Raw genomic sequence first — 24,415 nt, 5'->3', positions numbered from 1 at the left:
TCAGCCGATGCGCTCGTGGATCGCGTCCGCGATCCCGGGCGCGTCGGCACCGACGCGGTAGGCGGCCCTCAGGGCCGCCGCCGCCACCTCCGCGGTGCCCTCGTCGCGGGCGTGGACGATTCCGAGGGGCCTGTCCGGGCCGACGGCGTCCCCCGGCCGCGCAAGCGCCGAAAAACCGACGGCGTGATCGATGGCGTCCTGCGGCCGGGTGCGCCCGCCGCCGAGCCCGATCACCGCGAGTCCGATCTCCCGCGTCGCGACGCCCGCGACGAAGCCGGACCGCTCGGCGAAGACGGGGCGAACCGCAGGCGCCCGCGGCAGGACATCCGCCGAGACCCGCAGAAAATCGTTCGGGCCGCCGAGGCCGGCGACCATCCGCTCGAAGCGCTCCGCGGCCTTGCCCGAGGCCAGGGCCCGATCCAGCCGCTCCCGCGCGTCGGCTGCGTCCGCCGCCAGCCCGCCGATCACCAGCATCTCGGCCGCCAGGGCCAGTGTCACCGCGTGGAAGCGCGGCTCCCGGCGCCGCCCGGTGAGGTAGTCCACGGCATAGGCCATCTCGACGGCGTTGCCGGCGGCGGAGGCCAGTGGCGCATCCATGTCGGTGATCAGCGCCACCGTGCGCATCCCCGCGCCGCTGCCGACGCCGACGATGCTCTCGGCGAGCGCCCGCGCCGCGTCGCGCGTGCCCATGAAGGCGCCGGAGCCCGCTTTCACGTCCATGACGAGTCCGTCGAGCCCGGCCGCGAGCTTCTTCGAGAGGATCGAGGCGGTGATCAGGTCGAGCGATTCCACCGTGCCGGTGACGTCGCGGATCGCGTAGAGCCGCTTGTCGGCCGGCGCGAGGTCCGGGGTCTGGCCGATGATGGCGCAGCCGGTCTCGCGCACGACCTTCCGGAACAGGTCGAGACCCGGCGTGGCGTCGTATCCCAAAATGCTCTCGAGCTTGTCCAGCGTGCCGCCGGTATGGCCGAGGCCGCGCCCGGAGATCATCGGCACGTAGCCGCCGCAGGCCGCCACCATCGGCGCGAGGACGAGGCTGACCGCATCGCCGACGCCGCCGGTGGAGTGCTTGTCGAGGACCGGGCCGGGCAGGTCCCAGGCCAGGACCGTGCCGGATTCCGTCATCGCCCGCGTCAGCGCGACCCGCTCATCGAGCGACATTCCGCGAAAGAACACCGCCATGGCGAAGGCCGCGGCCTGCCCCTCGGTAACGCTGCCGTCGGTGAGCCCGGCGATGAAGCCGGCGATGTCCGCCGCGTCGAGCGTCCCGCCGTCGCGCTTCGCCCGGATGATCTCCTGCGGCAGCTTCGTCACGATGCGGCGTCCCGGGCTTTTGCCAGTTCGCCATAGAGGCTGCTCGCCCCGAGCCGCATGTTTTTGGCTGTTGCCCAACGCGATCCCATGATGCGGTCGGCGAGGCTAAGATAGAGGGCCGCGTCGGCCACGCTCTTGAGGCCGCCCGAGACCTTCAACCCGCCTCCGCCATGCGCGCGGATCGCCTGCAGCATCACTTCGGCCGCCTCCGGCGTTGCCGAGACCGGGCTCTTGCCCGTCGAGGTCTTGATGAAGTCGGCGCCGGCTTCCAGCGCGATCCGGCTCGCCTCGGCGATGCGCTCGGGCGCTGCGAGTTCGCCCGTCTCCAGGATCACCTTGAGCAGACGGCCCCCGTCGCAGACCTCGCGGACCGCCGCCACCATGTCGCGCGCCAGTGCGCCCTCGCCGCGCAGCAGGGCGCGATAGGGCAGCACCAGATCGATCTCCCCCGCCCCGTCGCGCAGCGCCTCGACGGTGTCGTCCACGACCCGCTCGACATCCTCGCCGCCGGCCGGGAAGTTGACCACGGTGGCCACCGCGATCGGGTCGCCGTGCAGCCCGCGCAAGGATTGCCCGACGAATTGCGGCCAGACGCAGACGGCGGCAACGCCGCCCTCCCGCGCCGTCCGGCACAGGGCATCGATGGCGCTGGCCCCGCAGGCGTCGTTGAGATCGGTGAGATCGAGCAGCGGGATCGCCCGGCGGGCGACGGACGCGGCCTCCTCGGCGGATAGGGTCGGGCTGGCTGTCATGATCCGGTCGGCGATGCGGGAGGCGGCAGGCGCGCCACGAAGGCGCAGACGAGGCGGGTGAGGTCGTCCGCCGCGCGGGCGGCGACGGTCTTGGTCTCGGCATGGTGCGGATCCCCGCCCGCGATGCCGGCGGCGCGGTTGGTGACGACGGAGAGCGCGGCGACCTTCAGGCCGAGGAAGCGGGCCAGGATCGTTTCCGGTACCGTCGACATCCCGACGAGATCCGCGCCGAGGCGTCCGGCCATCCGCACCTCGGCCGGCGTCTCGAAGGACGGCCCCGAGAACCAGGCATAGACGCCCTCGTGCAACGCCACGCCGGAGGCCGCGGCCGCCGCGTGCAGCAGGGCGCGCAGCGCCGGATCGTAGGCGTCTGTCATCGGCACGAAGCGGGCGTCGCTCGGCTCGCCGACCAGCGGGTTGAGGCCGGAGAGGTTGATGTGGTCGGCGAGCGCCACGAGGCTGCCGGGCCCCGCCTCCGGCATCAGCGAGCCGGAGGCGTTCGTGAGCAGCATGGCCCCGGCGCCGAGGTCTCTCGCGAGCGTCAGCGGCACCCGCATGGCGGCGGCATCGCCCGCCTCGTAGGCGTGGATGCGGCCCTCGAAGACCAGCACCGGGCGTCCTGCGATGCGCCCGCCATGCAGCGTGCCGCCATGCCCGCTGACGCCGGATCGCGGGAAGCCGGGGATGTCGGCATAGGCGAGTCCGACCCGCTCCTCGAGCGAGGCGGCCAGCCCGCCGAGCCCGGTGCCGGTGACGATGGCGCAGGCATAGGGGCCACTCAGGCCCGCCGCGCGCAGCGTTGCGATCGCCGCACTCATCGCGAAAAATTCTCGGGGCCGAAGGAGGCGGGCAGCAGGGCCTCGATGGTGAAGCGCGCGCGCAGGCCGTGAGGATCGGCCACGAGCACCGGCGTGTCCGACCCTGAAAACTCGCGAATACGCTGGCGGCAGGCGCCGCAGGGCGTCACCGGCGCCGGCCCGTCGCCGAGGACGAGGATCGCCGCGATGCGCGTGCCGCCGGCCGCGACCATCGCCGCGATGGCGCCGGCCTCGGCGCAGGTGCCGACCGGATAGGCCGCGTTCTCGACGTTGCAGCCCGCATGGACGCGGCCGGCCTCGTCGAGGAGCGCCGCGCCGACATGAAACCGCGAATACGGTGCGTAGGCGCGCGCGCGGACCGTGCGGGCCGCGTCGAACAGAGCCTCGAACGTGGAGCGATCCTGAGCCGGATCGGAGGCCTGCGGGACCGGAGCATGCATGGCCGATCATAGGCCCGAGCGGCCCGGCTCTGTCGAGGGGGGCGCAGGCCATCGCTCCGTGGCATTTCGCGGATGGCGGAGCGAGGGCACGGACCGAGCCCGGCGGCTGGCGAAGGGCGCGCGTTTACATCTGTGCCGATTGGACTAAGCGAGCCCGAGGGCAGACGACTTTTCGCGTCGTCTTCGCTCCACGATTTCAAGGATGTCCGGTGCGATACGGGACGATCAAAAAGATTCTCGTGACCGGCGGCGCCGGGTTTCTCGGATCTCATCTGTGCGAGCGCCTGCTGGCGCAGGGACATGAGGTTCTGTGCGTCGACAATTTCTTCACCGGGACGCGCCGGAACGTCGCCCACCTTCTCGGCGAACCCCGCTTCGAGCTGTTGCGCCACGACGTGACGTTCCCGCTCTACGTCGAGGTCGACGAGATCTACAATCTGGCCTGTCCGGCCTCGCCGGTGCATTACCAGTTCGACCCGGTCCAGACGACGAAGACCAGCGTCATCGGCGCGATCAACATGCTGGGGCTGGCCAAGCGCCTGAAGGCGAAGATCTTCCAGGCCTCGACATCGGAAGTCTACGGCGATCCGGAAGTGCATCCGCAGCCGGAGGCGTATTGGGGCCGCGTCAATCCGATCGGCTTCCGCTCCTGTTACGACGAGGGCAAGCGCTGCGCCGAGACGCTGTTCTTCGACTATCACCGCCAGCATGCCCTGCAGATCAAGGTCATGCGCATCTTCAACACCTACGGGCCGCGCATGCATCCCAATGACGGCCGCGTCGTCTCGAACCTCGTGGTGCAGGCGCTGAAGGGCGAGCCGATCACGCTGTACGGCGACGGCTCGCAGACGCGCTCGTTCTGCTACGTCGACGACCTGATCGAAGGCATCGTGAGGTTGATGGAGACCGGTCCCGAGGTGACCGGTCCGATCAACGTCGGCAATCCAGGGGAGTTCACGATCCGCGAGCTCGCCGAGATCGTCGTCGAACTGACCGGCTCGCGATCGGTCTTCGTCCACAGGCCCATTCCGCCCGACGATCCCCGGCAGCGCCGGCCCGACATCACCCAGGCCCGCAGAGAGCTCGGCTGGGAACCCAGGATCGCATTGCGCGAGGGGCTTTCCAGGACGATCGCCTATTTCGAGCGGTCCCTCTCGGCGGAGAACGCGATTTCCTGACGGGAGACGCGACCGGAATCTGACGGATCCCGGCCTGCGGATCGGCCCGGTGCATCGATCGACAAGCGACGCGTGCCGGCGCTATGAGGCGATGAACGAGGCAGGAGTGGTCAGAGATGCTCGGTCGCTACGAACGCACGCCGCAGGGCGGCGAGGCCAAGGTCGAGTACGGCGACGGCACCATGCGCGTGGTCAAGCCCGGCACCTTCGTCCGCTGCGCCGTCACTGGCGAGACGATCGGGCTCGATGCCCTGCGGTACTGGAGCGTCGAACGCCAGGAAGCCTACGCGACCCCTGAGGCCGCCATGTCTCGCCTCAAGGCCGTCGGGCACGCGCCCTGAGCGATCGGGCCGAGGGCGGGTTTCAGATCCGCCGGCCGGGGCCGGGCGACGGATCGATCCCCGGACGCATCAGCGCATCGAGCTGCGCCCGCAGCGGCGCTTCGTCCGCGAACGCCAGCGCAACCCGCAGCACCGTCACCGCCTCCCGAAACGCCGCCGGCAGCCGCACCGCGTCCTTCTCGGTGGTGACGAGCACCGCCCCGAGCCGCAGCGCCGCCTCCGCCAGCCCCGCAAGCTCCTTCTCCGAAAAGCGGTGATGGTCGGGAAAGGCCCGCGTCTCCACGAGCCGCGCCCCGCAGCCCCGCACGGTCTCGAAGAACTTTTCCGGCCGTCCGATCCCGGCGAAGGCGAGCACCGCCCGACCGGCGAGGTCGGTGGCCGCCTCCGGCACCAGACGCCCGCGATGGACCGGCAGGCCGCGGCGCAGCGCCTCCCGCGCCACCGCTTCGCCCGGCGCGCCCTCGCCGATCAGCACGAGGCCGCCGACATGCCGCCATTGCCGGTCGAGGGGCACGCGCAGGGGGCCGGCGGGAAAGGTTAGGCCGTTGCCGATTCCGGCGCCGGCATCGACCACGGCGAGGGAGAGGGTCTTCGTCAGGCTCGGGTTCTGCAGCCCGTCATCCATCACGACGACGTCGGCGCCCTGCGCGGCGCAGAGCCGGGCACCGGCCGGGCGCTCGCGCGCCACCACCGTCGGCGCGACCCGCGCCAGCAGCAACGGCTCGTCGCCGATTTTCTCGGAGTCATGTCGTTCGGGATCGACGAGGAGGGGGCCACGCTCCCGCCCGCCATAGCCGCGCGTCAGGAAAGCCGGCCGCGCCCCGGCCTCCTGCAGCAGCGCGGCGATGCGGATTGCGGTGGGCGTCTTGCCGGCGCCGCCGAGCGTCAGGTTGCCGACGCAGAGCACCGGACAGGCCGTGCGCTCGCCCAACCCGTCCATGCGCCGCGCCGTCAGGCGTCCGTAGGCCGCGCCGACGGGCGCGAGGGCCCGCGCCAGGGGATGCGAGGCCGGGCCTGACCAGAAGCCGGGCGCGCGCATTTAGGCCGGCGACCGGGCGGCGAGCGTCAGCTGCGCGACGAAGGTGTCGAGCACGGCGAGCGTGCGCGCGACCGCGCCCTCGAACGGCTCCAGCGCCGCATGTCCGCGCTCGGCCATGGCGTCGATGCGGCGATGGTCGGCCAGCAGGTCGCCCACCGCGGCTGCGAGATCGCGGGCATCGGTGACGGTCAGCGCCCCCCCGGCGGTATCGAGCGCACGGTACGGCTCCAGGAAGTTGCCGACATGGGGGCCGTGCAGGACCGCCGTGTCGAGGCGCACCGGCTCGATCGGGTTCTGGCCGCCATGGGGCACCAGCGAGCCGCCGAGGAAGACGAGGGGGCTGAGCCGGTAGAACAGGCCGAGTTCGCCGAGGGTGTCGGCGACGTAGAGATCGACTTGCGGATGCGGCCTGCCGTTCATGGAGCGGCGGCTGGTGCGCAGACCCAGGGCGGCGGCGCAGGCGGCGACCGCCTCGCCGCGGCGTGGATGGCGCGGCACGATCACGGTGAGGAGGTTCGGCAGCCTGTCTTTCAGCAGGGCATGGGCCTCGGCCACCACCGCGTCCTCGCCGGGATGCGTGCTGGCCGCGACCCAGACCGGCCGGTCGCCGACCATGTCGCCGAGATAGGCGAGCTGCTGCGCGTCGGCCGGCGGCACGGCGGAATCGTATTTGAGGTTTCCGACCACCTTCACGCGCGGTGCGCCGAGGCGGGCATAGCGCTCGGCATCGTCCTTGGTCTGGACGAGGCAGATCGAGATCCGGGAGAGCAAGGCCTCGGCGGTGCGGGGCGAGCGCGCCCAGCCCTTGAACGAGCGCTCCGACATCCGGCCGTTGACCACGATCAGCGGCACCGCGCGCCGGTGCAGCGAGATCACGGTGTTGGGCCAGATCTCGGATTCGGCGACGAGGGCGAGGTCGGGCTGCCAATGGTCGAGGAAGCGCTCGATCCAGCGCGGCGCATCGAGCGGCATGTACTGGTGGACGGCGCCGGCCGGCAACCGCGTGCTGAGCAGTTCGGCGGCGCTCTTGGTGCCCGTGGTCACGAGCACGGAAAAACCGCGCGCGATCATGCCGGAGACCAGCCCGATCAGCGAGAGTGACTCGCCGATGCTGGCTCCGTGCATCCAGACGAGCTTGCCCGTCGGCCGCGCCCGGCCGGGACGGCCGCGCCGCTCGGGCAGGCGGCCGGGATCCTCCTTGCCGCGATGAGAGCGCCAGGCGAGCAGGCCGGCGACGGCAGGCTCGCCGAGGTAGAGCCCGGCGCGGTAGGCCTTCAGCGTGATGGGGAGCGCCGAAACCCTCATGCCTCCGCCCCACTTTTCCCGGACGCCTGCAGCGAAGCGCAAGGTGATCCGGGAGCCAGCGCGAAAAGGGCCGCGCCAGCGGCTCGATACGAACGGCGCTGAGGTGCCGACGCTTCGCGACGTCGTGTGCTGGGCCCCGGATCGGGTTCCGCTGACGCTCCACCCGTCCGGGGAAGGGGAGGTGGTGGCACCGACGCCATCAGCCGGGAGCGGTCTGGGCGGCGGTGCGCGCCTACCGATAGCTGGCAACCGACGAAGTCGTAGCTCGCGTCCATCGGAGTCATGCCGGATTCCCGACCCGGTCCTCACGTCCGACCAGCGTGTAGGCCTGGTCGTGAACGCGGTTCAGTTCGGTCTGGACCTTCAGGCGCAGGCTGTCGACGAACTCGGGCTCGACCTCGCGCGGCACGAAGATCGGCTCGCCAAACACCATGGCGCCGCGGCCGAAGGGCAGCCCGAGGCAGGCGCGGTCCCAGCTGTTGAAGCGGATGTGCCGGCTCGTCACCACCGCGACGGGCAGGATCGGGCGGCCGGAGAAGCGCGCGAGCATGATGATGCCGGCATCGCAGACCCGCGAGACCTTCGGCACGTCGGCGGAGAAGCAGACGGTCTCGCCGTTCTTAAGGGCGCGGACCATGGCGCGCAGGCCTTCGGCGCCGCCCTTCGCCTTGGCGTCGCGCACGGCGCGACCGCGGGCGCCGGAGGCGCGCATGACGCGAACGCCCATCCGCTCCAGGGAATACGTGTTGATGTTGCCGTCGGGGGACTTGGAGATGATGGTCGCGATGCGATCCTGCGGCCGCTTCATGAACGAGATCATGATGTGCTGGCCGTGCCACATCGCGGCGATGCACGGGCCCGTCGCGTCGAGCAGCGCGTTCGCGTCGGCCGGCACCGTGGTGAAGCGGTTGGTGCGCCGGACGAGGTTCAGATAGCCGTAGGCGGCGAGGCCGAGCCCCTTCTGCACGAGCGGCTTGCGGCCGATGGTCTTGATGAGGCCCATGTGCCGGGGGCGGTCTCCCGCTCTTCGTGATGGCGCTTTTTCGCGAGGCACCGGTGCGGACCGGCTCAGCTTCCAGTCCCGCGACGCGGGGACGTGACCGCCACGGAGGTCACGCGACAGGGAATCGCGGCGGGCCGCGGTTCTGTAACGCCAGTTAAGATTGCCGCGCAACCTCGGCGGCCGAGAAACGCGCCGGTTGACCTCGGGCGCCGCTGACGCACATGCGGGGTGGCCTGCTTCCCGCTCACCGCCGCGGCCAGACCCCACGCCGATGTTCCGTCTCGCTCACATCACCGATCCGCATGTTGGACCGCTGCCCCGGCCCAAGCTGCGCCAGCTCCTCAGCAAGCGCGCCACCGGCTACGTCAACTGGCGGCGCGGCCGCGGCCGGCACCACGACATGGACCTGCTGGCGGCGCTGGTCGCCGACCTGCACCTGCAGGGCAGCGACCACGTCGCCTGCACCGGCGACCTCTGCAACATCGGCCTGCCGGACGAGTGGGCGACCTCGCGGATCTTCCTCGAAGCCCTCGGCGCGGCCGACCGGGTCAGCTTCGTGCCGGGCAACCACGACGCCTACGTGCGCGGCTCGCTCGAAGGCCTGCTCGGCACCTGCGGCGCCTGGACCGGGGACGACAACGGCTTGGCCGGCGTGTTCCCATATCTGCGCCGCCGCGGCCCGCTCGCCCTGGTCGGCCTGTCCTCGGCGATCCCGACGAAGCCCTTCGCGGCTACGGGCCGAGTCGGGCCGCCCCAGATCGCGGCGGCGGAGCGCCTGCTGTGCGATCTCGCGGCCGAGCCCGAGCCGCCCTTCCGAGTGGTGATGATCCACCATCCGCCCCATCCCGGCGGCGCGCGTTCGGGTCGCGAGTTGAAGGACGCGGCGGCCTTCACCGCAATGATCGCCCGGGCCGGTGCGGACCTGATCCTGCACGGGCACAACCACGTCGGCAGCGTCGCCTTCGTCGAGGGGCCGAACGGTGCGGTGCCGATCGTCGGCGCGCCCTCGGCCTCCGCACAGAGCATTCGCGAGAACCACCGGGCCGCCTATTACCTCTTCGACATCGCGCGCGACGGCGGCCGCTTCGCGATCACGGCGACGGAGCGTGGCCTCACCGAGGAGGGCACCATCGGCGCGCTCGGATCGCTCGTGCTGACGCGCGCCTGACGGCATGGAAAAGGCGAGAATCCTGGGGATTCGCGCCTGAGTCGTCGATCGAGCAAGGCCTGCGATCGAGCACGGTCTGTGATCGAGGAAGACCTGCTCAGCCGAATTGGGCGAGGCGGCCGTTGCGAGCCGCCTGCTGGCGGGCGGCGATGCTGGCCTCGTACCTTTCCGCCTGCAGGCGGGTCAGGCCTGCCACCAACGCCATGGTGCCGCGATAGACCGTGTAGGTGCCGTCCTGCGTGGGTTTCACGCGAATCGCTTCCTGCATGCGCTTGGCTCCCTGCCCCCAGGGTTATGGTGTTTGGACGCGACTGGATGACGCCATGTTAGCCGGGCCGCCCCCACCGGCAAGAGCCCGTTGCCCCGCCGCCGCCCACATTCGTCGCTGCATCGCGGGAGGGCGATCGGGGTGGCCGGTCGCCGTCTCCGCAAGAAGGCGGAGGGCGATGACAGGTCGCCTCGTGACCGAACTACGTAAGTATCGACGGGATCGCGCAGATCAGGTGAGTGCTTGGATCGCCTTCGCCGGGAACTCGTGCTTCGGGTGTCCGACCCAGCGGGTTGTGCCGTGCAGCGAGCCGAACCGTGCAAAACGGCGGCGGGACGGCGGATCGGCCGTCTCCGAAGCCGTTCCGGTGGCTTTTAGTGCCTGAGATCGATTCGCGACGGAGGCGGCGCGGTTCGCCGAACTTCCCCGTCGGGCGTTCTTCGCATTTCGGGAAAACAGATTTCGATGTCGCCCGCCGCCATTTGCATGGACGAGTAGAGAAGACATCAAGCTCTCGGTGAGAACCTGGGGGCTTGCGGAGGCGATCGGGTTCATCATGCCGGGAGAGGCGCTCATCAGGTCTCTCGGGACGTCCGGCGGGGCGGGCACCGGCTCGTCCGCGGCCGCCGACACGATCGTGCTCGAACGGCGCAGCGAAGCGCGGACACCGACGAACTGGATCGGCCTGATCCTGTTGCGCGACGGGACCGAGATCCCCTGCACCGTGAAGGACGTCTCGAAATCCGGCGCTCGGCTGGGCCTGCCGGACACGGTCGTACTGCCCGACGCGTTCCAGCTGAAGGTGGTCGGCTACGCCTTCTTGCTCCGCGTCAGGCTGGTCTGGCGCAGCGGCCACTGCGCCGGCGTGCGGATCGAGCGGTTCGGAAAGGCTCCGCCGCCGGCTCCCGCACCCGAGGAGCCGAAAGCCCCGGCCAAGCCGGCCGAAAGCTACATTGTGCGGGGAAGACGGATTAGCCGGTTCTCGCCGCGCTGATCAGTTTCGGACGCGCGCGACGGCCGGCCCGGAAAAATGCGAGGCGGCGAGTTCGTCGCCGGGGCTGCGCGTGGAGAAGCGGGTCGCGACGGCCTCGACGGCGAAGATGTCGTCCGGCGCGGTATCCGGCCGCGCCTGGATCGCGGCAAGACGGATCGGCGTGTCGCGCCGGGCCGGCTCCGAGGCGCCCTGGGCCGAGGCCGAGAACAGTGCGCGCAGGTGATCGCGGGGATCGGCCTCGGGGGGCAGGAGGCTGACCGGTCTCACTGCCGTCTCATTGGATGCGAGCGCCATGCCGGAGAGGCCGGCATTTCCGATCCCGGCGACCTTCACCGGACGTCCCGGCGTCAGCGGCGCGGCGAGGGCCGCCGCGATGGCGGCGAATTCGGCGGGGCGGCGCGGCGGCAGCGGCGCGATCCGGGCGTCCTGGGCGTTCGGCGCGGCATCGGCCTCGCCGGTGAGCAGGGCCTTGGCCGAGGGCGTCCTGCCCTGGCGGTTCAGCATGGCCTCGCGCAGGGCCTCCGTGCTGTTCGGCACGGCATAGGCCAGCGCCTGCTTCGTGCCGGTGGAATCCTCGGGGTCGGCGCTGGCGACGGCGATGGTGGCCTTGCCGCGGGCCTTGCCCGGCGTGGCGGCCGGAATCGGCGCAGGCGCGGAATTGGAATCGCCGCCGAAGAGCCCAGCGAAGAATCCCTTGATGCCGGGTCCGTCGTCGGTCGGGTCGGCGGAGGCGACGGCCGTGACTCCGAGCACCGTGCCGCCGCGGGCCAGCACCTCGGCGCGGGCCTCCTCGTAGCGGGCGAAGGGCTTGCCGTCGGCCGGCAGGTGGACGGTCTTGCCGTCGGGGAAGAGGCGGGCGAGCTGGTCGCGGCTCATGCGCGGCCAGGCGCGCACCGAGCCGACGTCGAGATGGACGAAGGGCGAGCCGGAGCGCGGATACCAGCCGACGCCGCCGCGCTGCAGCCGGATGCCGGCGGCGCGTATGTCGTCCACCGAGGCGTCGGTCATGAAGAAGTCCATGGCCTTGCCGAGCATGTGCTGGCTCTGCTCGGCGACGCCGGAGGAGCGCCGGCGCAGCATGCCGTTGGTCTTCGGGCTGCGGTAGCCGCAGACCACGCGCAGCGGCGCCGTCGAGCCGACCGAGCGCTGCGCCTCCCAGACCACGTCGAACAGGCGCGGGTCCATCTTGGTGGCATCGGCCTCGCGCCAGTCGCGCAGCAGCCAGTTGAGCTGGTCCAGCGCGGCGCGGTCGTAGCGGCCGTCGCGCTTGAACGTGATCGTCGCGCTCTCTTTCGTGTGCTCGTGGATCAGGGAGAGCGTGCGGGTGTCGCCGTTGGCGACCGCGTTCTCGGTCTCGACCGTGCCGGCCAGCATCGCGGCGGCGACGAAGGCCATCACCGAGACATTGCGCTTCGAGAGCGGGCGCCGGGGAGTCTGCTCGCCGTTCCGGCGCAGGAGGCCGAGGGGCTGCCGGGCGAAGGCGCCGGCCCGATCTCGCAGCGATGTCATCACGATGGTCCACACCTCGCAGACGGCATGACGCGCTGTGCGGGCACAGGGCATCATGGTGAACGCAAGGTTACCGAAAACCGTAAAGGCGCGGTTATCAGATCCTGATGCTGCTCACCTTCCCGCGACCGGGCTAAAGCTCAACCGTGGCGGAATCGTGCCGTGCAAGTGTGCGGATGCACCTTGGCATTGGACAGGTTCGGTCGGGCCCGCATGTTGCCGTGCCGCACGGAGGCCGAAGTGGACCGTGGATCGCCGGTCCTACCACCACGTCCTGGGGGAGGGCGGCGGCGCCGGCGTCCAGAGGCCGGGCTCGCCGTAGCCGGCGGGCGCATAGCGCCGCGGGCGCTGGACGGCGTAGCGCTCGGCGGGCGCGTGCATCGCCTCCCGGCGCGGGCGGACGGGCCGAGCGGCGGCCGCCGGCTGTGCCACCGGGCCCGGCTGCACGCTCGCCGCGCGGCGCACCGGCTCGGTCGGGGCCGAGACCATCGCGCCCGGCCGGCTCGAGAGGCCGAGGGCTTCCTTGATGCGGGCATCGTAGCCGTAGAGGTCGGGCAGCGTGCGGTAGGTGCCGTTGTCGTCCACGTAGGCCGTGAAATAGGCGATGTGGACCGGGAGCTTCTGGGGCAGGCGGATCGAGCGCTCGCCCTTGCCGATCAGCTTGCGCAGGCTCGCCTCGGTCCAGCTGTCGGGCAGCACGGCGTCGGCGAAGCGGAAGGGATCGTCGACGCGCACGCAGCCATGGCTGAAGGCGCGCTTCGCGGCCGAAAACAGCGAGCGGTTCGGCGTGTCGTGCAGGTAGACCGCGTGCTGGTTGGGGAAGAGGAACTTGATGAAGCCGAGCGCATTGCGCTCGCCCGGCGGCTGGCGCAGCGAGACATGGCCGCCGCGGCGCACGACCTCGAATCCGCTGGTGCGGCCCGAGGCGAGCATGGTCTTGAGGATCGAGGGCGGCACGTACCAGGACGGGTTCACCACCGCCGTCTCCATGGCGCCGGAGAAAATCGGCGTCGGCGATTCGGTCTTGCCGACGATGACACGGGTCTCGTCGCGCATCGCGCCGCCGCGATAGACGCGCAGGCGGAACTCGGGGACGTTGACCAGCACGTAGTCGGGCCCGAGCTCGCGCGGCAGCCAGCGCCAGCGCTCCATGTTGGAGACGAGCTCCGCCTCGTCGCCGCCGCCGGAGCCGGCGCGCTGGCGCACGTCGTCGGGAATCGCGAGGGCGATGATGGTGCCGCGGGTCAGGTTGCCGTTGGCCGGCAGTCCGCGGCTGCGCTGGAACGCGGCGACCGCGTCCGCCACGTCCCTGTCGTAGACGTCCGGCTCACCGGGGCCGGCGTCGAGGGTGCCGGCACTATGCTCGGGCAGGCCGAAATGTGCGCGCAGCCGCGGCACGCGCGGATCGCTCATGCCGGCCTTCAGCGTCACGCCCACCGGGATCTGCAGGGTGCCGGTCCGGTTGGCGGTACTCGGCACGGCCGGTCCGCGTCCGGCGGCGAGGCGCTGCTTGAGGGCGAGGTAGCCGGGCTGGTTGGGGTTGTAGGCCTGGAGCCGGTCCCCCGCCTCCGCGCCCGAGACCGCGAGTTGGCCGAGCACGAGGTCGGCGGGCGTCAGGTCGAGATCCGGCGTAATCAGCTTCGAGATGGCCGCGAGGTTGACGCGCCCGCCGCGGGCATCGCGGGCATAGAGCGCCACGGCCGCCGACAGCTTCAACTCGGCATCGGCGACCTCGGCCTCGCTCATTGCGCTGCCGAGCACCGGGACAGGGTAGGCGGCCGGATCGAGCGCATCCTCGGCGGCGGCGCGGAGCCGCGCGATCACGGATTGCGCGACCGGCGTGAAGGCGCCCCCGGCGATCCAGACCGGCTTGAAATCGGCGATGGTGTAGAACGCGAGCATCGCCTCGCGATCCTTGGCGGGCAGGCGTGCCAGCAGCGGCTTGCCGTCCTTCAGGCGCGCGATGATGGCCTCGCCCTGCGGATCGAGCGGATGCGTCGGCACGGCCGGTGCGGCGGTGACGGGCTGCTCGTCCTTGGCCGGTTCCTTGAAGTCGGATTGCGGCGGCGCGTCGCTCGTCGGCGGCAGCGCGCCGAGATCGTCGCCGGAGGCGGCCGACGGCTCGGCCTTCACGGTCGAGGAGGGCTCGACGGCGGCGCTGCGAATCGTCGATGGGGCGGACGGCGGCGTGTCCTGTGCATGCGCCAGCGTCGCCATGCAGACGGAGGATGCCAGAACCGCGGACAGGACCGCGGAGGCCGTACGCGTGGCGCTCAACGAGACGCGCATAACGAAAGTCTCCACCGATACAGCCCGAGGCTATATGGATTCTATGATTATCGTCTTAAGCGCGGCCGTGTGCAACCGCACCGTTCGGTCGATGTGGAGCGCGCGCCCGATCAGAGCCGATCCGGCGCGGCCCGAAGGCGCTGCCGGCCTGCGAACATATCTCGAAGCCGCACCCGCCCGAACCGGCGCCGCCCCGTGCTCGCCGTATCGGCATCCCTGTCGACGAGGCACGGTTCAGGCCGCAGCCTCCTCCGCCTTGTCGTCGCCGTCCAGGCCGAGGTCTTTGAGCTTGCGGTAGAGGGTGGATCGGCCGATTCCAAGGCGGCGCGAGACTTCCGACATGCGACCGCGGTAGAACTGCAGGGCGAAGCGGATCACCTCGGCCTCGACCTCCTCCATGGTCTTCATCTCGCTGGTGTCCTCGACGACGAGGGACATGGCGTGCGGGTCGCGCACTTCGACGCGCACGATCTCGCGGACCGGCTCCAGCATACCGGCGGCCAGGGACGGCTGGTTCGGCAGCGGCGGGATGCGGACGTCGAAGCCTTCGACCTGCGCCGCGATCTGCGGAAACTCGGTGACCGAGAGCTCGTCGCCGTCGGCGAGAACCACCGCACGGAACAGCGCGTTCTCGAGTTGGCGCACGTTGCCGGGCCAGGGGTAGCGGGAGAGCAGCGCCATCGCCTCGGCCGAGATGCCGCGCAGGCGCTTGCCCTCCTCCGCCGCGAAGCGCGCGCAGAACGAGCGGGCGAGATCCGGGATGTCCTCGCGGCGCGCTCGCAGGGGCGGCAGGGTCATCGGGAAGACGTTGAGGCGGTAATAGAGGTCTTCGCGGAACTTGCCCTGCTTGACGAGGTCGAGCAGCGAGCGGTTGGTCGCAGAGATCAGGCGGATGTCGACGCGCACGGCGCGCTTGCCGCCGACGGGGTCGACCTCGCCCTCCTGCAGGGCGCGCAGCAGCTTCACCTGGGCGTCGAGGGGCAGCTCGCCGATCTCGTCGAGGAAGAGCGTGCCGCCGGAGGCCTCGACGAACTTGCCGGCATGGCGCTCCGTGGCGCCGGTGAAGGCACCCTTCTCGTGCCCGAACAGGGTCGATTCGACGAGGTTGTCGGGGATCGCCCCGCAATTGACGGTGACGAAGGGTTTTCCGCGGCGCTCGCCGGAGCCCTGGATGGCGCGGGCCAGCACTTCCTTGCCGACGCCGGACTCGCCCTCGATCAGGACGGGGATGTTGGACTTGGCCGCGCGCTCGGCGAGCCGGGTGACCCGGTCCATGTCCGGGCTCTTGGAGCTGAGATCCTTGAAGCCGAGTGCGCCGGAGGCGCGGCGGCGCATGCGCCGGACCTCCTCTTCGAGCTGGTCGACCCGCAGCGCGTTCTTGATCGAGACCTGCAGGCGCTCGGCGCCGGCGGGCTTCACGACGAAATCGACGGCGCCGGCCCGCATGGCGTTGACGACCGCGTCGATCGAGCCGTTCGAGGTCTGGACGATCACCGGGGTGTCGATGCCGGCCTTGCGCATCTCGGCCATGACGCCGAGGCCGTCGAGGCCGCCGGGCATGACGAGGTCGAGCAGGACGACGTCGATCTCGCCGCCGGCACGCAGGGCGTTGAGGCCGTCGAGGCCGTTCTCCGCGATGCGGGCATCGAAACCGAGGCGGCGCACCATGCTCTCGGCGAGGCGGCGCTGCACCGGATCGTCATCGACGATGAGAACGGTGGTCGACATGCGGATCCCTCGCTTCTTCGTTGGGGACAGCCGACCGCACGTCCGGAGCGCCTCGTGATCCAAGAGCGCGACCGGCGGGTTCCTTGCGGGCTGTTCCGTTTCGAAGCGTAGGGTCGCCCAAGAGCGTAAAGCTCCGCTTAACGACGTTGCGGGTTTTTGCCGCGAACCGTCGGACGGCTCTCATGGGGCGGGCGTCGGCGAGGATTTTCCGATCCCTCGTTGATCGGCCGCATAGTGCGCGCGATATCAGGCGCGCCAACGAAACGCATGATGCGGCGCCCATGCCGCTGGAGAGAGCAGCCCCATGTCGAGCCGAGTCGCAACGCCCGCGGGACTTCCGACGGCAGCGCAGAGTCTCGCCACCGCGAAGGCCATGGCCCATGCGGTCGACCTCGGCGCGCTGCCGGAATGGGATCTGCGCGATCTCTATACCGGGATCGACGCGCCGGAATTCCGCGCCGACCTCGCCAGGGCCGAGGCCGATTGCCGGGCGTTCACCGCCGACTACGCCGGCCGGATCGCGGCCCTGGCCGAGGGGCCGGACGCCTCCGAAAAGCTCGGGGCGGTGGTGAAGGCCTACGAGGCGATCGAGGATCTCCTCGGGCGGCTGATGTCGTTCGCCGGCCTCGTCTATTCCGGCGACACCACCGACGAGACCCGCGCCAAGTTCTACGGCGACACCCGCGAGCGCTTGACGACGGCCTCGGGCGATCTCCTGTTCTTCGGCCTCGAACTCAACCGCGTCGACGACGCGGTGATGGACCGGGCGATGGCCGACGGTCCGCTCGCCCATTACCGGCCCTGGATCGACGACCTGCGCAAGGAGAAGCCGTTCCAGCTCGACGACCGCATCGAAAAGCTCTTCCTCGAAAAGTCCGTCACCGCGAACGCGGCCTGGGACCGTCTCTTCAACGAGACCATCGCGGCCCTGCGCTTCCCCATCGGCGGCGAGAAGCTGACGTTGGAGCCGACCCTCAACAAGCTGCAGGATCCCGACGGCGCCGTGCGCCGGGAGGCGGCCGCTGCCATCAGCGAGACGCTGCGGGGCAATCTCCGCGTGTTCACGCTCATCACCAACACGCTGGCCAAGGACAAGGAAATCTCGGACCGCTGGCGCGGCTTCAAGGATGTCGCCGACGCGCGCCACCTTTCGAACCGCGTCGAGCCCGAGGTCGTCGCCGCCATGGTCGAGGCCGTGCAAGCGGCCTATCCCCGGTTGTCGCACCGCTATTACCGGCTGAAGGCCAAGTGGTTCGGCGTCGAAGCGCTGCCCTATTGGGACCGCAACGCGCCGCTGCCGAAGGTCGAGCAGCGCACCATCCCCTGGACCGAGGCGCGCGACACGGTGCTCGACGCCTACGGTGCGTTCTCGCCGGAGATGGCCGGCATCGCCAAGAAGTTCTTCGACTACGGCTGGATCGACGCGCCTACCCGGCCCGGCAAGGCGCCGGGCGCCTTCGCCCACCCGACCGTGCCCTCGGCGCACCCCTATGTCCTGGTGAACTACCAGGGCAAGCCGCGGGACGTGATGACGCTGGCGCACGAACTCGGCCACGGCGTGCATCAGGTGCTGGCCGCGGGCAACGGCGCGCTGATGGCGCCGACGCCCCTGACGCTCGCCGAGACGGCCAGCGTCTTCGGTGAGATGCTGACCTTCCGGCGGCTGCTGGCCGCCACCACGGACAAAACCCAGCGGCGCGCCATGCTCGCCGCCAAGGTCGAGGACATGATCAACACGGTCGTGCGCCAGATCGCGTTCTATTCGTTCGAACGGAAGGTCCACCTCGCTCGCGCCGAGGGCGAACTCACCGCCGAGCGCATCAACGAACTCTGGATGTCGGTGCAGGCGGAAAGCCTTGGGCCCGCCATCACCCTCGACAAGGGCTACGAGCCGTTCTGGGCCTACATCCCGCACTTCATCCACTCGCCGTTCTACGTCTACGCCTACGCCTTCGGCGACTGCCTCGTGAACTCGCTCTACGGGGTCTACGCCGAGGCCGAGGACGGCTTCGTCGAGCGCTACTTCGCGCTCCTCAAGGCCGGCGGTTCGAAGCCCTACGGCGAACTCCTGAAGCCCTTCGGCCTCGACGCCACCGACCCGGCCTTCTGGCAGATCGGGCTCGGCATGATCGAGGGGATGATCGTGGAGCTAGAGGGGATGGAGGCGGGAAGCTGACGAGCGCGCGAACTCCGTGCGGGCATGCCTACATGCCCGCTTGCCTACATGCCCGCGCGTGTTATACGGAAAGTACAACACGCGCGGGCATTGCTATGAAACTCGAAGTCAAGAAGATCGGAAATTCCACCGGCGTGATCCTTCCGAAGGATCTCGTCACCCGGCTGAACCTTCAGCAGGGCCAGTGGCTCCATATCTCCGAACTCGCAGATGGCGGCGTTCGTTTGACGCCCTACGACCCTGATTTCGATCAGGCGATGTCGGTCGTTGATGACATCATGGACGAGTATCGAGACACTCTGAGGGCGCTCGCAAAATGACCGAGCCCCGCTGGCTGACGACGGAAGAGGTCAAGGCTGCCCACGAGAAACAGCTCGTCCGTTTCGGTGGGCCGCCCGGCATCCGTGATGAGAACGCCCTCGAATCCGCTCTCGGTAGGCCGATCAACCGATGGCGCTACGAGGCGGCCGATCTGGCCTCGCTAGCAGCGGCCTACGCGTTCGGGCTCGCGCGCAATGATGCCTTCATCGACGGCAACAAGCGCATCGCTTTCGTGGCAATGACGACGTTCCTGCGTTTGAACGCTATACCGTTCCGGCCAGACCAGGCTCAGGCAACCGCCATGATCCTAGGCCTCGCCGCCGGCGAGATCGACGAATCCGGCCTCACCCGCTGGATCCGCGACAACTGGCCGGCCGCCTGACGCCCGCGACGCGCGGACCCAGCGCACTGGTGCCGGCGCCGCCCCGGCTTATCTCGTGAGCGAACCGCGACACGAGACAGACCCAGCCGATGGCCGAATCCGACCGCGAAGCCAACCGTTTCTCCGCCCGCGCGAGCCGCTACGCCAATGTCGGCGCGAATATGGGCGGCGTCGCCGCGCGGATGGCGATGGCGCGGATGTTCGGCGGCGAGAGCAACCCCGCCGCCCTGGCCCAGGCGCTCGGCGGCCTCAAGGGACCGATCATGAAGGTGGCGCAGCTGCTCGCCACCATCCCCGACCTGCTCCCGCCCGAATACGCCGCCGAATTGCAGAAGCTGCAGGCGGACGCTCCGCCGATGGGCGCCGCCTTCGTCAAACGGCGGATGATGGCCGAACTCGGAGCCGACTGGCAGACGCGCTTTTCGCATTTCGACCTGAAGCCCGCCGCTGCGGCCTCCCTCGGTCAGGTCCACAAGGCGACCTCGCTCGACGGTGCGCCGCTGGCCTGCAAGCTTCAGTACCCGGACATGCAATCCGCCGTGGAGGCCGATCTCAAGCAGCTCGACGTCGCCTTCGCCCTGCACCGGCGCATGAACTCCTGGCTCGACACCAGCGAGATCAAGAAGGAGATCGGCGAACGCATCCGCGAAGAACTCGATTACGAGCGGGAATCGCAGAACGCCCGCCTCTATGGCAACGTGCTGAAGGACGTCGATGCGGTACGCGTGCCGGAGGTCCACCCGGACCTGTCCACCAAACGCCTGCTGACCCTCGGCTGGCTCGACGGCGAGCGGATCCTGTCCTTCGCCGAGGCGCCGGTGGAGATCCGCAATCGGATCGCGCAGGCGATGTTCAAGGCGTGGTGGCACCCGTTTAGCCGCGCCGCGGTGATCCACGGCGATCCGCATCTCGGCAACTACACCGTCTTCTCGGAAGGCGGCCAAGGAGACAGGGAGGCGCAGGGCATCAACCTGCTCGATTACGGCTGCGTGCGGATCTTCCATCCGCGCTTCGTCGGCGGCGTGGTCGACCTCTATCGCGGCTTGCAGCAGGGCGACCACGACCGCGTGGTCCACGCCTACGAGGTCTGGGGCTTCAAGCGGCTCGACCGCAAGACCATCGACATCCTCAACATCTGGGCGCGCTTCATCTACGGGCCGCTGCTGGAGGACCGGACCCGCACGGTGGCCGACGGGGTGAAGCCCGGCGCCTACGGCCGCCGCGAGGCCTTCTCGGTGCATCAGGCGTTGAAGGAGCACGGGCCGGTGACGGTGCCGCAGGAATTCGTCTTCATGGACCGCGCCGCGGTAGGCCTGGGCGCCGTGTTCCTGCACCTGCGCTCCGAGCTGAACTACCACCGCCTGTTCGAGGCCGAGATCGAGCACTTCTCCCTCGAATCCCTCGGCGCACGGCAGAAGACGGCGCTCGACGCGGTCGGCCTCAAGGCCCCGGCCTGAGAAAATTCCTCGGATCAATCGTTTGCCGGACGGCCAAGCCGATTGCCGCTGGCAGGCCCATGCGCTAAATCCGCGCTGGACCAGAACAAGACGAGTTTGAGGGAACGGGCACGCGATGGCCGATACGAAGACCTTGTCCGGTGTGAGCTACAGCCCGGCGATGGACGAGAAGACGCACGAACAGACCTATCGCGGCTTCGTGAAATTCGTCGAAATCGGCTCCGTGACCGTGCTGTGCTGGGTCCTCGCCCTCGCCGTCGGCGGCGTTCGTGAGGCTTGGCTGACCGCCATCGCCGGCGTCCTGCTGTCGTGGGTCGCCGCCGCCATCGGCTCCTTCGTTCCGTCAATCGGCTGGAAGGCCCCGACCGTGGTGCTGGTGCTGCTCTTGCTGGTGCTGGCCTTCGGCTAAGCTTTCGACCACATCTCCGAAAATCCTGACACGGGTCGCGATCGAGGTATCCGGCGGGGCGGCCCGCACAGGCGAACACATCATATTGGCTCGGATACCGGCGCCCCCGACGGGTCGTTGTAAGAACGGGAGCTCTTGAATGCGCATCGGCGTCTTGACGGAATCGGATCCGGGGGAACCCCGGGTGGCGACCGTCCCCGACATGGTCAAGAAATACGTGGCCCTCGGCGCCGAGGTCGCGGTCCAGTCCGGCGCCGGCAAGGATGCCGGGATCACCGACAAGGACTACGAGGATGCCGGCGCCACGATCGCCGGATCGGCCGACGAGGCCGTCAGGGACGCCGACATCGTCCTCAAGGTCCGCCGCCCCGACGCGGACGAACTGAAAACCCTCAAGAGCGGCGCCGTCGTCGTCGCGATCATGGATCCCTACGGCCGCGAGGCCGAGGTGAAGGCGATGGCCGATGCCGGCATCTCCGCCTTCGCGATGGAGCTGATGCCCCGCATCACCCGCGCCCAGGTGATGGACGTGCTGTCCTCCCAAGCCAACCTCGCCGGCTACCGCGCGGTGATCGATGCCTCCGCCGAATTCGGCAAGGCGCTGCCGATGATGATGACCGCCGCCGGCACGGTGCCCGCGGCCAAGGCCTTCATCATGGGTGTCGGCGTCGCCGGCCTGCAGGCGATCGCCACGGCCAAGCGCCTCGGCGCCGTGGTCTCGGCCACCGACGTGCGCCCGGCGGTGAAGGAGCAGGTCGCCTCCCTCGGCGGCAAGTTCGTCGCGGTCGAGGACGAGGAGTTCAAGCAGGCCGAGACCTCGGGCGGCTACGCCAAGGAGATGTCGGCCGAATACCAGAAGAAGCAGGCGGAGCTGGTGGCGACCCACATCGCCAAACAGGACATCGTCATCACCACGGCGCTGATCCCCGGCCGCCCGGCGCCGAAGCTGCTCTCCAAGGCCATGGTCGATTCGATGAAGCCGGGCTCGGTCATCGTCGACCTCGCGGTGGAGCGCGGCGGCAACGTCGAGGGCTCGAAGCTCGGCGAGGTCGTCGTCACCGAGAACGGCGTCAAGATCGTCGGCCACGCCAACGTTCCGGGCCGCCTCGCCGCCACCGCCTCCGGCCTCTACGCCAAGAACCTCTACGCCTTCGTCGAGACGCTGATCGACAAAGAGTCGAAGCAGCTCGCGATCAAGTGGGACGACGAGCTCGTCAAGGCGACGAACCTCACCCGCGACGGCGCGGTCGTCCACGACGCCTTCAAGGGCAAGGCCGAGCCGCCGAAATCGGACACGCCGAAGCCCGAGGACGTGAAGTCCGAGGAATCTGCGGCTTCGAACGAAGCCAAGCTGCCCGACGCCAAAGGTCTCGACACCAAGGGGCTCGAGACGTCTGCGACCGCGACCAAGGACGGGGAGAAATAAGCATGGCCACCCTTCCTCCAAGCGCGGCGGCCGACCAGGCCCAGGCGGCGGCGGCCGCGGCCCGCGCGGCCGCGGACATCGCCCGGCAGAACGCCGACTACGCCCAGAGCATCGCCGACGGCCTCGGCCACGGCGCCGCAGCCGTGACGCACGGCGCCGTCGACCCGACCGTGTTTCGCCTCGCGATCTTCGTGCTCGCGATCTTCGTCGGCTACTACGTGGTCTGGTCGGTGACCCCGGCGCTGCACACGCCGCTGATGTCCGTGACCAACGCGATTTCCTCCGTCATCATCGTCGGCGCGATCCTCGCCGTCGGCGTCCCGTTGATCGAGCACGGCACCGGCTGGGCCCGTTTCTTCGGCTTCATCGGTATCGTGCTCGCCAGCGTGAACATCTTCGGCGGCTTCCTCGTCACCCAACGCATGCTCGGCATGTACAAGAAGAAGGCTTGAGACGATGTCCGAGAACATCTCCTCCCTTCTCTATATCGTCGCCGGCGTCCTGTTCATCATGGCGCTGCGGGGGCTCTCGCACCCCACCACCTCCCGCCAGGGTAACCTCTACGGCATGGTGGGCATGGGGCTCGCCGTGCTCACCACCCTGGTCGGCCATCCGCCCTCGGGCATCGGCGCCTGGTTCCTGGTCCTGCTCGGTCTCGGCATCGGCGGCGGCCTCGGCGCGCTGATCGCCAAGCGGGTGCCGATGACGGCGATGCCGGAGCTCGTCGCCGCCTTCCACTCGCTGGTCGGCATGGCGGCGGTGTTCGTCGCAGCCGGCGCACTCTATGCGCCACAGGCCTTCGGCATCGTCGAGAACGGCCACATCCACGGGCAGTCGCTGTTCGAGATGGGGCTCGGCGTCGCCATCGGTGCGATCACCTTCACCGGCTCGGTCATCGCCTTCGCCAAGCTGTCGGGCCGCATGTCCGGCAAGCCGATCATCCTGCCGCAGCGGCACCTGATCAATATCGGGCTCGCCGTCCTGCTGGTGGTGCTGCTCGGCCTGTTCATCGGCGGCGAGAGCAAGCTGGTGTTCTGGCTGATCGTGCTGGTGTCGCTGACGCTCGGCGGGCTGCTCATCGTGCCGATCGGCGGCGCCGACATGCCGGTCGTCATCTCGATGCTGAACTCCTACTCGGGCTGGGCGGCCGCCGGCATCGGCTTCACGCTGGGCAACCTCGCGCTGATCATCACCGGCGCGCTGGTCGGCTCGTCGGGCGCGATCCTGTCCTACATCATGTGTCACGCGATGAACCGATCGTTCATCTCGGTCATCCTCGGCGGCTTCGGCGGTGAGACTGCCGGCGGCGGCGGGGCAGGTGGGGCCGAGCAGCGCCCGGTCAAGCAGGGCTCGGCCGACGACGCGGCCTACCTTCTGAAGAACGCCGAGCGCGTCATCATCGTCCCGGGCTACGGCATGGCGGTGGCCCAGGCGCAGCACAGCCTGCGCGAGATGGCCGACATGCTCAAGAAGGAGGGCATCGAGGTCAAGTACGCGATCCATCCGGTCGCGGGCCGCATGCCCGGCCACATGAACGTGCTGCTCGCCGAGGCCAACGTGCCCTACGACGAGGTCTTCGAGCTCGAGGACATCAACAGCGAATTCCGGGATACGGACGTCGCCTTCGTCATCGGCGCCAACGACGTCACCAACCCGGCGGCCAAGACCGACAAGACCTCGCCGATCTACGGCATGCCGGTGCTGGACGTGGAGAACGCCAAGCAGGTGCTCTTCCTCAAGCGTGGCATGGGCTCCGGCTATGCCGGCGTCGAGAACGAGCTGTTCTTCCGCGACAACACGCTGATGCTCTTCGGCGACGCCAAGAAGATGGTCGATTCGATCCTGAAGAACATGTGACGACAGGGGGGGCGGCGCACCTGCGCCGAGTGCCGGCCTGCCGCCCCGCCGACGACACTTCCGGAAGCCGCCGGCCCGATCGCATCGGGCCGGCGGCTTCTGCATTTCGTCAGGCCGTGCCACCATCCGAGCCACCGGCGCCATCACGTCGGAAACCGCGCCAAAACGGCTTGCCAAGCTGCAGCGAAGGACTTAGACACCCCCCCACGAACGGGCGAGGCACTCGCTGCTCCCCGATCAC

The 24,415-nt window shown here is 69.7% G+C and carries 24 protein-coding genes; 12 read left to right on the top strand and 12 right to left on the bottom strand.

All coding sequences use genetic code 11. The features are described from left to right. The 4 genes from deoA to cdd are packed head-to-tail and all read right to left on the bottom strand — an operon-like array spanning position 1 to position 3,324. The gene (deoA, locus tag MFF07_RS18110; protein ID WP_147818799.1) at positions 1 to 1,317 is read right to left on the bottom strand and encodes a thymidine phosphorylase; all 1,317 of its coding nucleotides are present in this window, start codon (positions 1,315 to 1,317) and stop codon (positions 1 to 3) included. Further along, positions 1,311 to 2,066, bottom strand: a complete 756-nt coding sequence (gene deoC, locus MFF07_RS18105) for a deoxyribose-phosphate aldolase (protein WP_147818783.1) — start codon at positions 2,064 to 2,066, stop codon at positions 1,311 to 1,313. Before deoC ends, deoA begins: the two co-directional genes overlap by 7 nt. Continuing rightward, complete coding sequence (locus tag MFF07_RS18100; RefSeq protein ID WP_147818785.1) at positions 2,063 to 2,884, bottom strand: purine-nucleoside phosphorylase; 822 nt, start codon at positions 2,882 to 2,884, stop codon at positions 2,063 to 2,065. The genes deoC and MFF07_RS18100 overlap by 4 nt, the downstream gene beginning before the upstream one ends. Then, entirely contained in the window at positions 2,881 to 3,324 is a 444-nt protein-coding gene (gene cdd, locus MFF07_RS18095) for a cytidine deaminase (RefSeq protein ID WP_147818787.1), read from the bottom strand. The genes MFF07_RS18100 and cdd overlap by 4 nt, the downstream gene beginning before the upstream one ends. A 209-nt stretch (positions 3,325 to 3,533) precedes the next feature. On the opposite strand from cdd, the gene MFF07_RS18090 reads away from it, so the two are divergent. Then, positions 3,534 to 4,502, top strand: coding sequence for a UDP-glucuronic acid decarboxylase family protein (locus tag MFF07_RS18090; protein WP_147818789.1), 969 nt, complete (start codon positions 3,534 to 3,536; stop codon positions 4,500 to 4,502). 116 nt (positions 4,503 to 4,618) lie between these two features. Beyond that, on the top strand, positions 4,619 to 4,843 hold the full coding sequence (locus MFF07_RS18085; protein ID WP_147818791.1) for a DUF2093 domain-containing protein: 225 nt from the start codon (positions 4,619 to 4,621) through the stop codon (positions 4,841 to 4,843). Between the two features lie 22 nt (positions 4,844 to 4,865). Here the strand turns inward: MFF07_RS18085 and lpxK are convergent, their stop codons facing one another. The 3 genes from lpxK to MFF07_RS18070 all read right to left on the bottom strand — a co-directional run bounded on the left by lpxK (position 4,866) and on the right by MFF07_RS18070 (position 8,190). Continuing rightward, positions 4,866 to 5,882: a tetraacyldisaccharide 4'-kinase gene (gene lpxK, locus MFF07_RS18080; protein ID WP_238232538.1), complete on the bottom strand. Its 1,017-nt coding sequence runs from the start codon at positions 5,880 to 5,882 to the stop codon at positions 4,866 to 4,868. Beyond that, entirely contained in the window at positions 5,883 to 7,187 is a 1,305-nt protein-coding gene (locus tag MFF07_RS18075) for a 3-deoxy-D-manno-octulosonic acid transferase (protein ID WP_147820562.1), read from the bottom strand. A 280-nt stretch (positions 7,188 to 7,467) separates the two neighbouring features. Next, positions 7,468 to 8,190: a lysophospholipid acyltransferase family protein gene (locus tag MFF07_RS18070; RefSeq protein ID WP_147820564.1), complete on the bottom strand. Its 723-nt coding sequence runs from the start codon at positions 8,188 to 8,190 to the stop codon at positions 7,468 to 7,470. A 271-nt stretch (positions 8,191 to 8,461) separates the two neighbouring features. Here MFF07_RS18070 and MFF07_RS18065 point away from each other — a divergent pair, with 271 nt between their 5' ends. Next, positions 8,462 to 9,358, top strand: a complete 897-nt coding sequence (locus tag MFF07_RS18065) for a metallophosphoesterase family protein (protein WP_147820566.1) — start codon at positions 8,462 to 8,464, stop codon at positions 9,356 to 9,358. Between the two features lie 97 nt (positions 9,359 to 9,455). Here MFF07_RS18065 and MFF07_RS18060 read toward each other — a convergent pair whose 3' ends face one another. Together MFF07_RS18060 and MFF07_RS18055 are read right to left on the bottom strand one after the other, a co-directional pair. Continuing rightward, complete coding sequence (locus MFF07_RS18060) at positions 9,456 to 9,626, bottom strand: hypothetical protein (protein WP_187272667.1); 171 nt, start codon at positions 9,624 to 9,626, stop codon at positions 9,456 to 9,458. A gap of 231 nt (positions 9,627 to 9,857) precedes the next feature. Continuing rightward, the gene (locus tag MFF07_RS18055; protein ID WP_238232537.1) at positions 9,858 to 10,202 is read right to left on the bottom strand and encodes a hypothetical protein; all 345 of its coding nucleotides are present in this window, start codon (positions 10,200 to 10,202) and stop codon (positions 9,858 to 9,860) included. On the opposite strand from MFF07_RS18055, the gene MFF07_RS18050 reads away from it, so the two are divergent. After that, positions 10,183 to 10,620, top strand: coding sequence for a PilZ domain-containing protein (locus MFF07_RS18050; RefSeq protein WP_147820569.1), 438 nt, complete (start codon positions 10,183 to 10,185; stop codon positions 10,618 to 10,620). The two genes, MFF07_RS18055 and MFF07_RS18050, sit on opposite strands and share 20 nt — an antisense overlap. On the opposite strand, the gene MFF07_RS18045 is transcribed toward MFF07_RS18050, so the two are convergent. The 3 genes from MFF07_RS18045 to MFF07_RS18035 all read right to left on the bottom strand — a co-directional run bounded on the left by MFF07_RS18045 (position 10,621) and on the right by MFF07_RS18035 (position 16,146). Then, the gene (locus tag MFF07_RS18045; RefSeq protein WP_373322391.1) at positions 10,621 to 12,129 is read right to left on the bottom strand and encodes a peptidoglycan L,D-endopeptidase MepK; all 1,509 of its coding nucleotides are present in this window, start codon (positions 12,127 to 12,129) and stop codon (positions 10,621 to 10,623) included. Between the two features lie 261 nt (positions 12,130 to 12,390). Next, positions 12,391 to 14,418, bottom strand: coding sequence for a L,D-transpeptidase family protein (locus tag MFF07_RS18040; RefSeq protein ID WP_238232536.1), 2,028 nt, complete (start codon positions 14,416 to 14,418; stop codon positions 12,391 to 12,393). Positions 14,419 to 14,652: 234 nt separating this feature from the next. Then, positions 14,653 to 16,146, bottom strand: a complete 1,494-nt coding sequence (locus tag MFF07_RS18035; RefSeq protein ID WP_147818200.1) for a sigma-54-dependent transcriptional regulator — start codon at positions 16,144 to 16,146, stop codon at positions 14,653 to 14,655. A gap of 304 nt (positions 16,147 to 16,450) precedes the next feature. Here MFF07_RS18035 and MFF07_RS18030 point away from each other — a divergent pair, with 304 nt between their 5' ends. From MFF07_RS18030 to MFF07_RS17995, 8 genes are all read left to right on the top strand, one after another. Further along, positions 16,451 to 18,322: a M3 family oligoendopeptidase gene (locus MFF07_RS18030; protein ID WP_373322390.1), complete on the top strand. Its 1,872-nt coding sequence runs from the start codon at positions 16,451 to 16,453 to the stop codon at positions 18,320 to 18,322. Positions 18,323 to 18,417: 95 nt separating this feature from the next. Further along, positions 18,418 to 18,642 (top strand): AbrB/MazE/SpoVT family DNA-binding domain-containing protein, encoded by a 225-nt coding sequence (locus MFF07_RS18025; RefSeq protein WP_147818198.1) that lies wholly within the window; start codon positions 18,418 to 18,420, stop codon positions 18,640 to 18,642. Then, positions 18,639 to 19,025 (top strand): type II toxin-antitoxin system death-on-curing family toxin, encoded by a 387-nt coding sequence (locus MFF07_RS18020; protein ID WP_147818197.1) that lies wholly within the window; start codon positions 18,639 to 18,641, stop codon positions 19,023 to 19,025. Before MFF07_RS18025 ends, MFF07_RS18020 begins: the two co-directional genes overlap by 4 nt. 89 nt (positions 19,026 to 19,114) lie before the next feature. Beyond that, a complete protein-coding gene (locus MFF07_RS18015; protein WP_147818196.1) occupies positions 19,115 to 20,482 on the top strand; it encodes an ABC1 kinase family protein in 1,368 nt (455 codons plus the stop codon). Between the two features lie 115 nt (positions 20,483 to 20,597). Further along, on the top strand, positions 20,598 to 20,891 hold the full coding sequence (locus MFF07_RS18010) for an aa3-type cytochrome c oxidase subunit IV (RefSeq protein WP_147818195.1): 294 nt from the start codon (positions 20,598 to 20,600) through the stop codon (positions 20,889 to 20,891). 139 nt (positions 20,892 to 21,030) lie between these two features. Further along, positions 21,031 to 22,317 carry a Re/Si-specific NAD(P)(+) transhydrogenase subunit alpha gene (locus MFF07_RS18005; protein WP_147818194.1) on the top strand — a complete coding sequence of 429 codons (1,287 nt, stop codon included), beginning with the start codon at positions 21,031 to 21,033 and terminating at the stop codon, positions 22,315 to 22,317. Between the two features lie 2 nt (positions 22,318 to 22,319). Continuing rightward, positions 22,320 to 22,769, top strand: a complete 450-nt coding sequence (locus MFF07_RS18000) for a proton-translocating transhydrogenase family protein (RefSeq protein WP_238232535.1) — start codon at positions 22,320 to 22,322, stop codon at positions 22,767 to 22,769. 4 nt (positions 22,770 to 22,773) lie between these two features. Next, entirely contained in the window at positions 22,774 to 24,174 is a 1,401-nt protein-coding gene (locus tag MFF07_RS17995; protein ID WP_147818192.1) for an NAD(P)(+) transhydrogenase (Re/Si-specific) subunit beta, read from the top strand. Positions 24,175 to 24,415: the final 241 nt, after the last annotated feature.

Origin of the sequence: Methylobacterium thuringiense (genome assembly GCF_022179645.1) — a bacterium.
Classification (GTDB): Bacteria; Pseudomonadota; Alphaproteobacteria; order Rhizobiales; family Beijerinckiaceae; genus Methylobacterium; species Methylobacterium thuringiense.
Note: the sequence above shows the minus strand (reverse complement) of the source record. Positions and strands in the feature narration are given on the sequence as shown.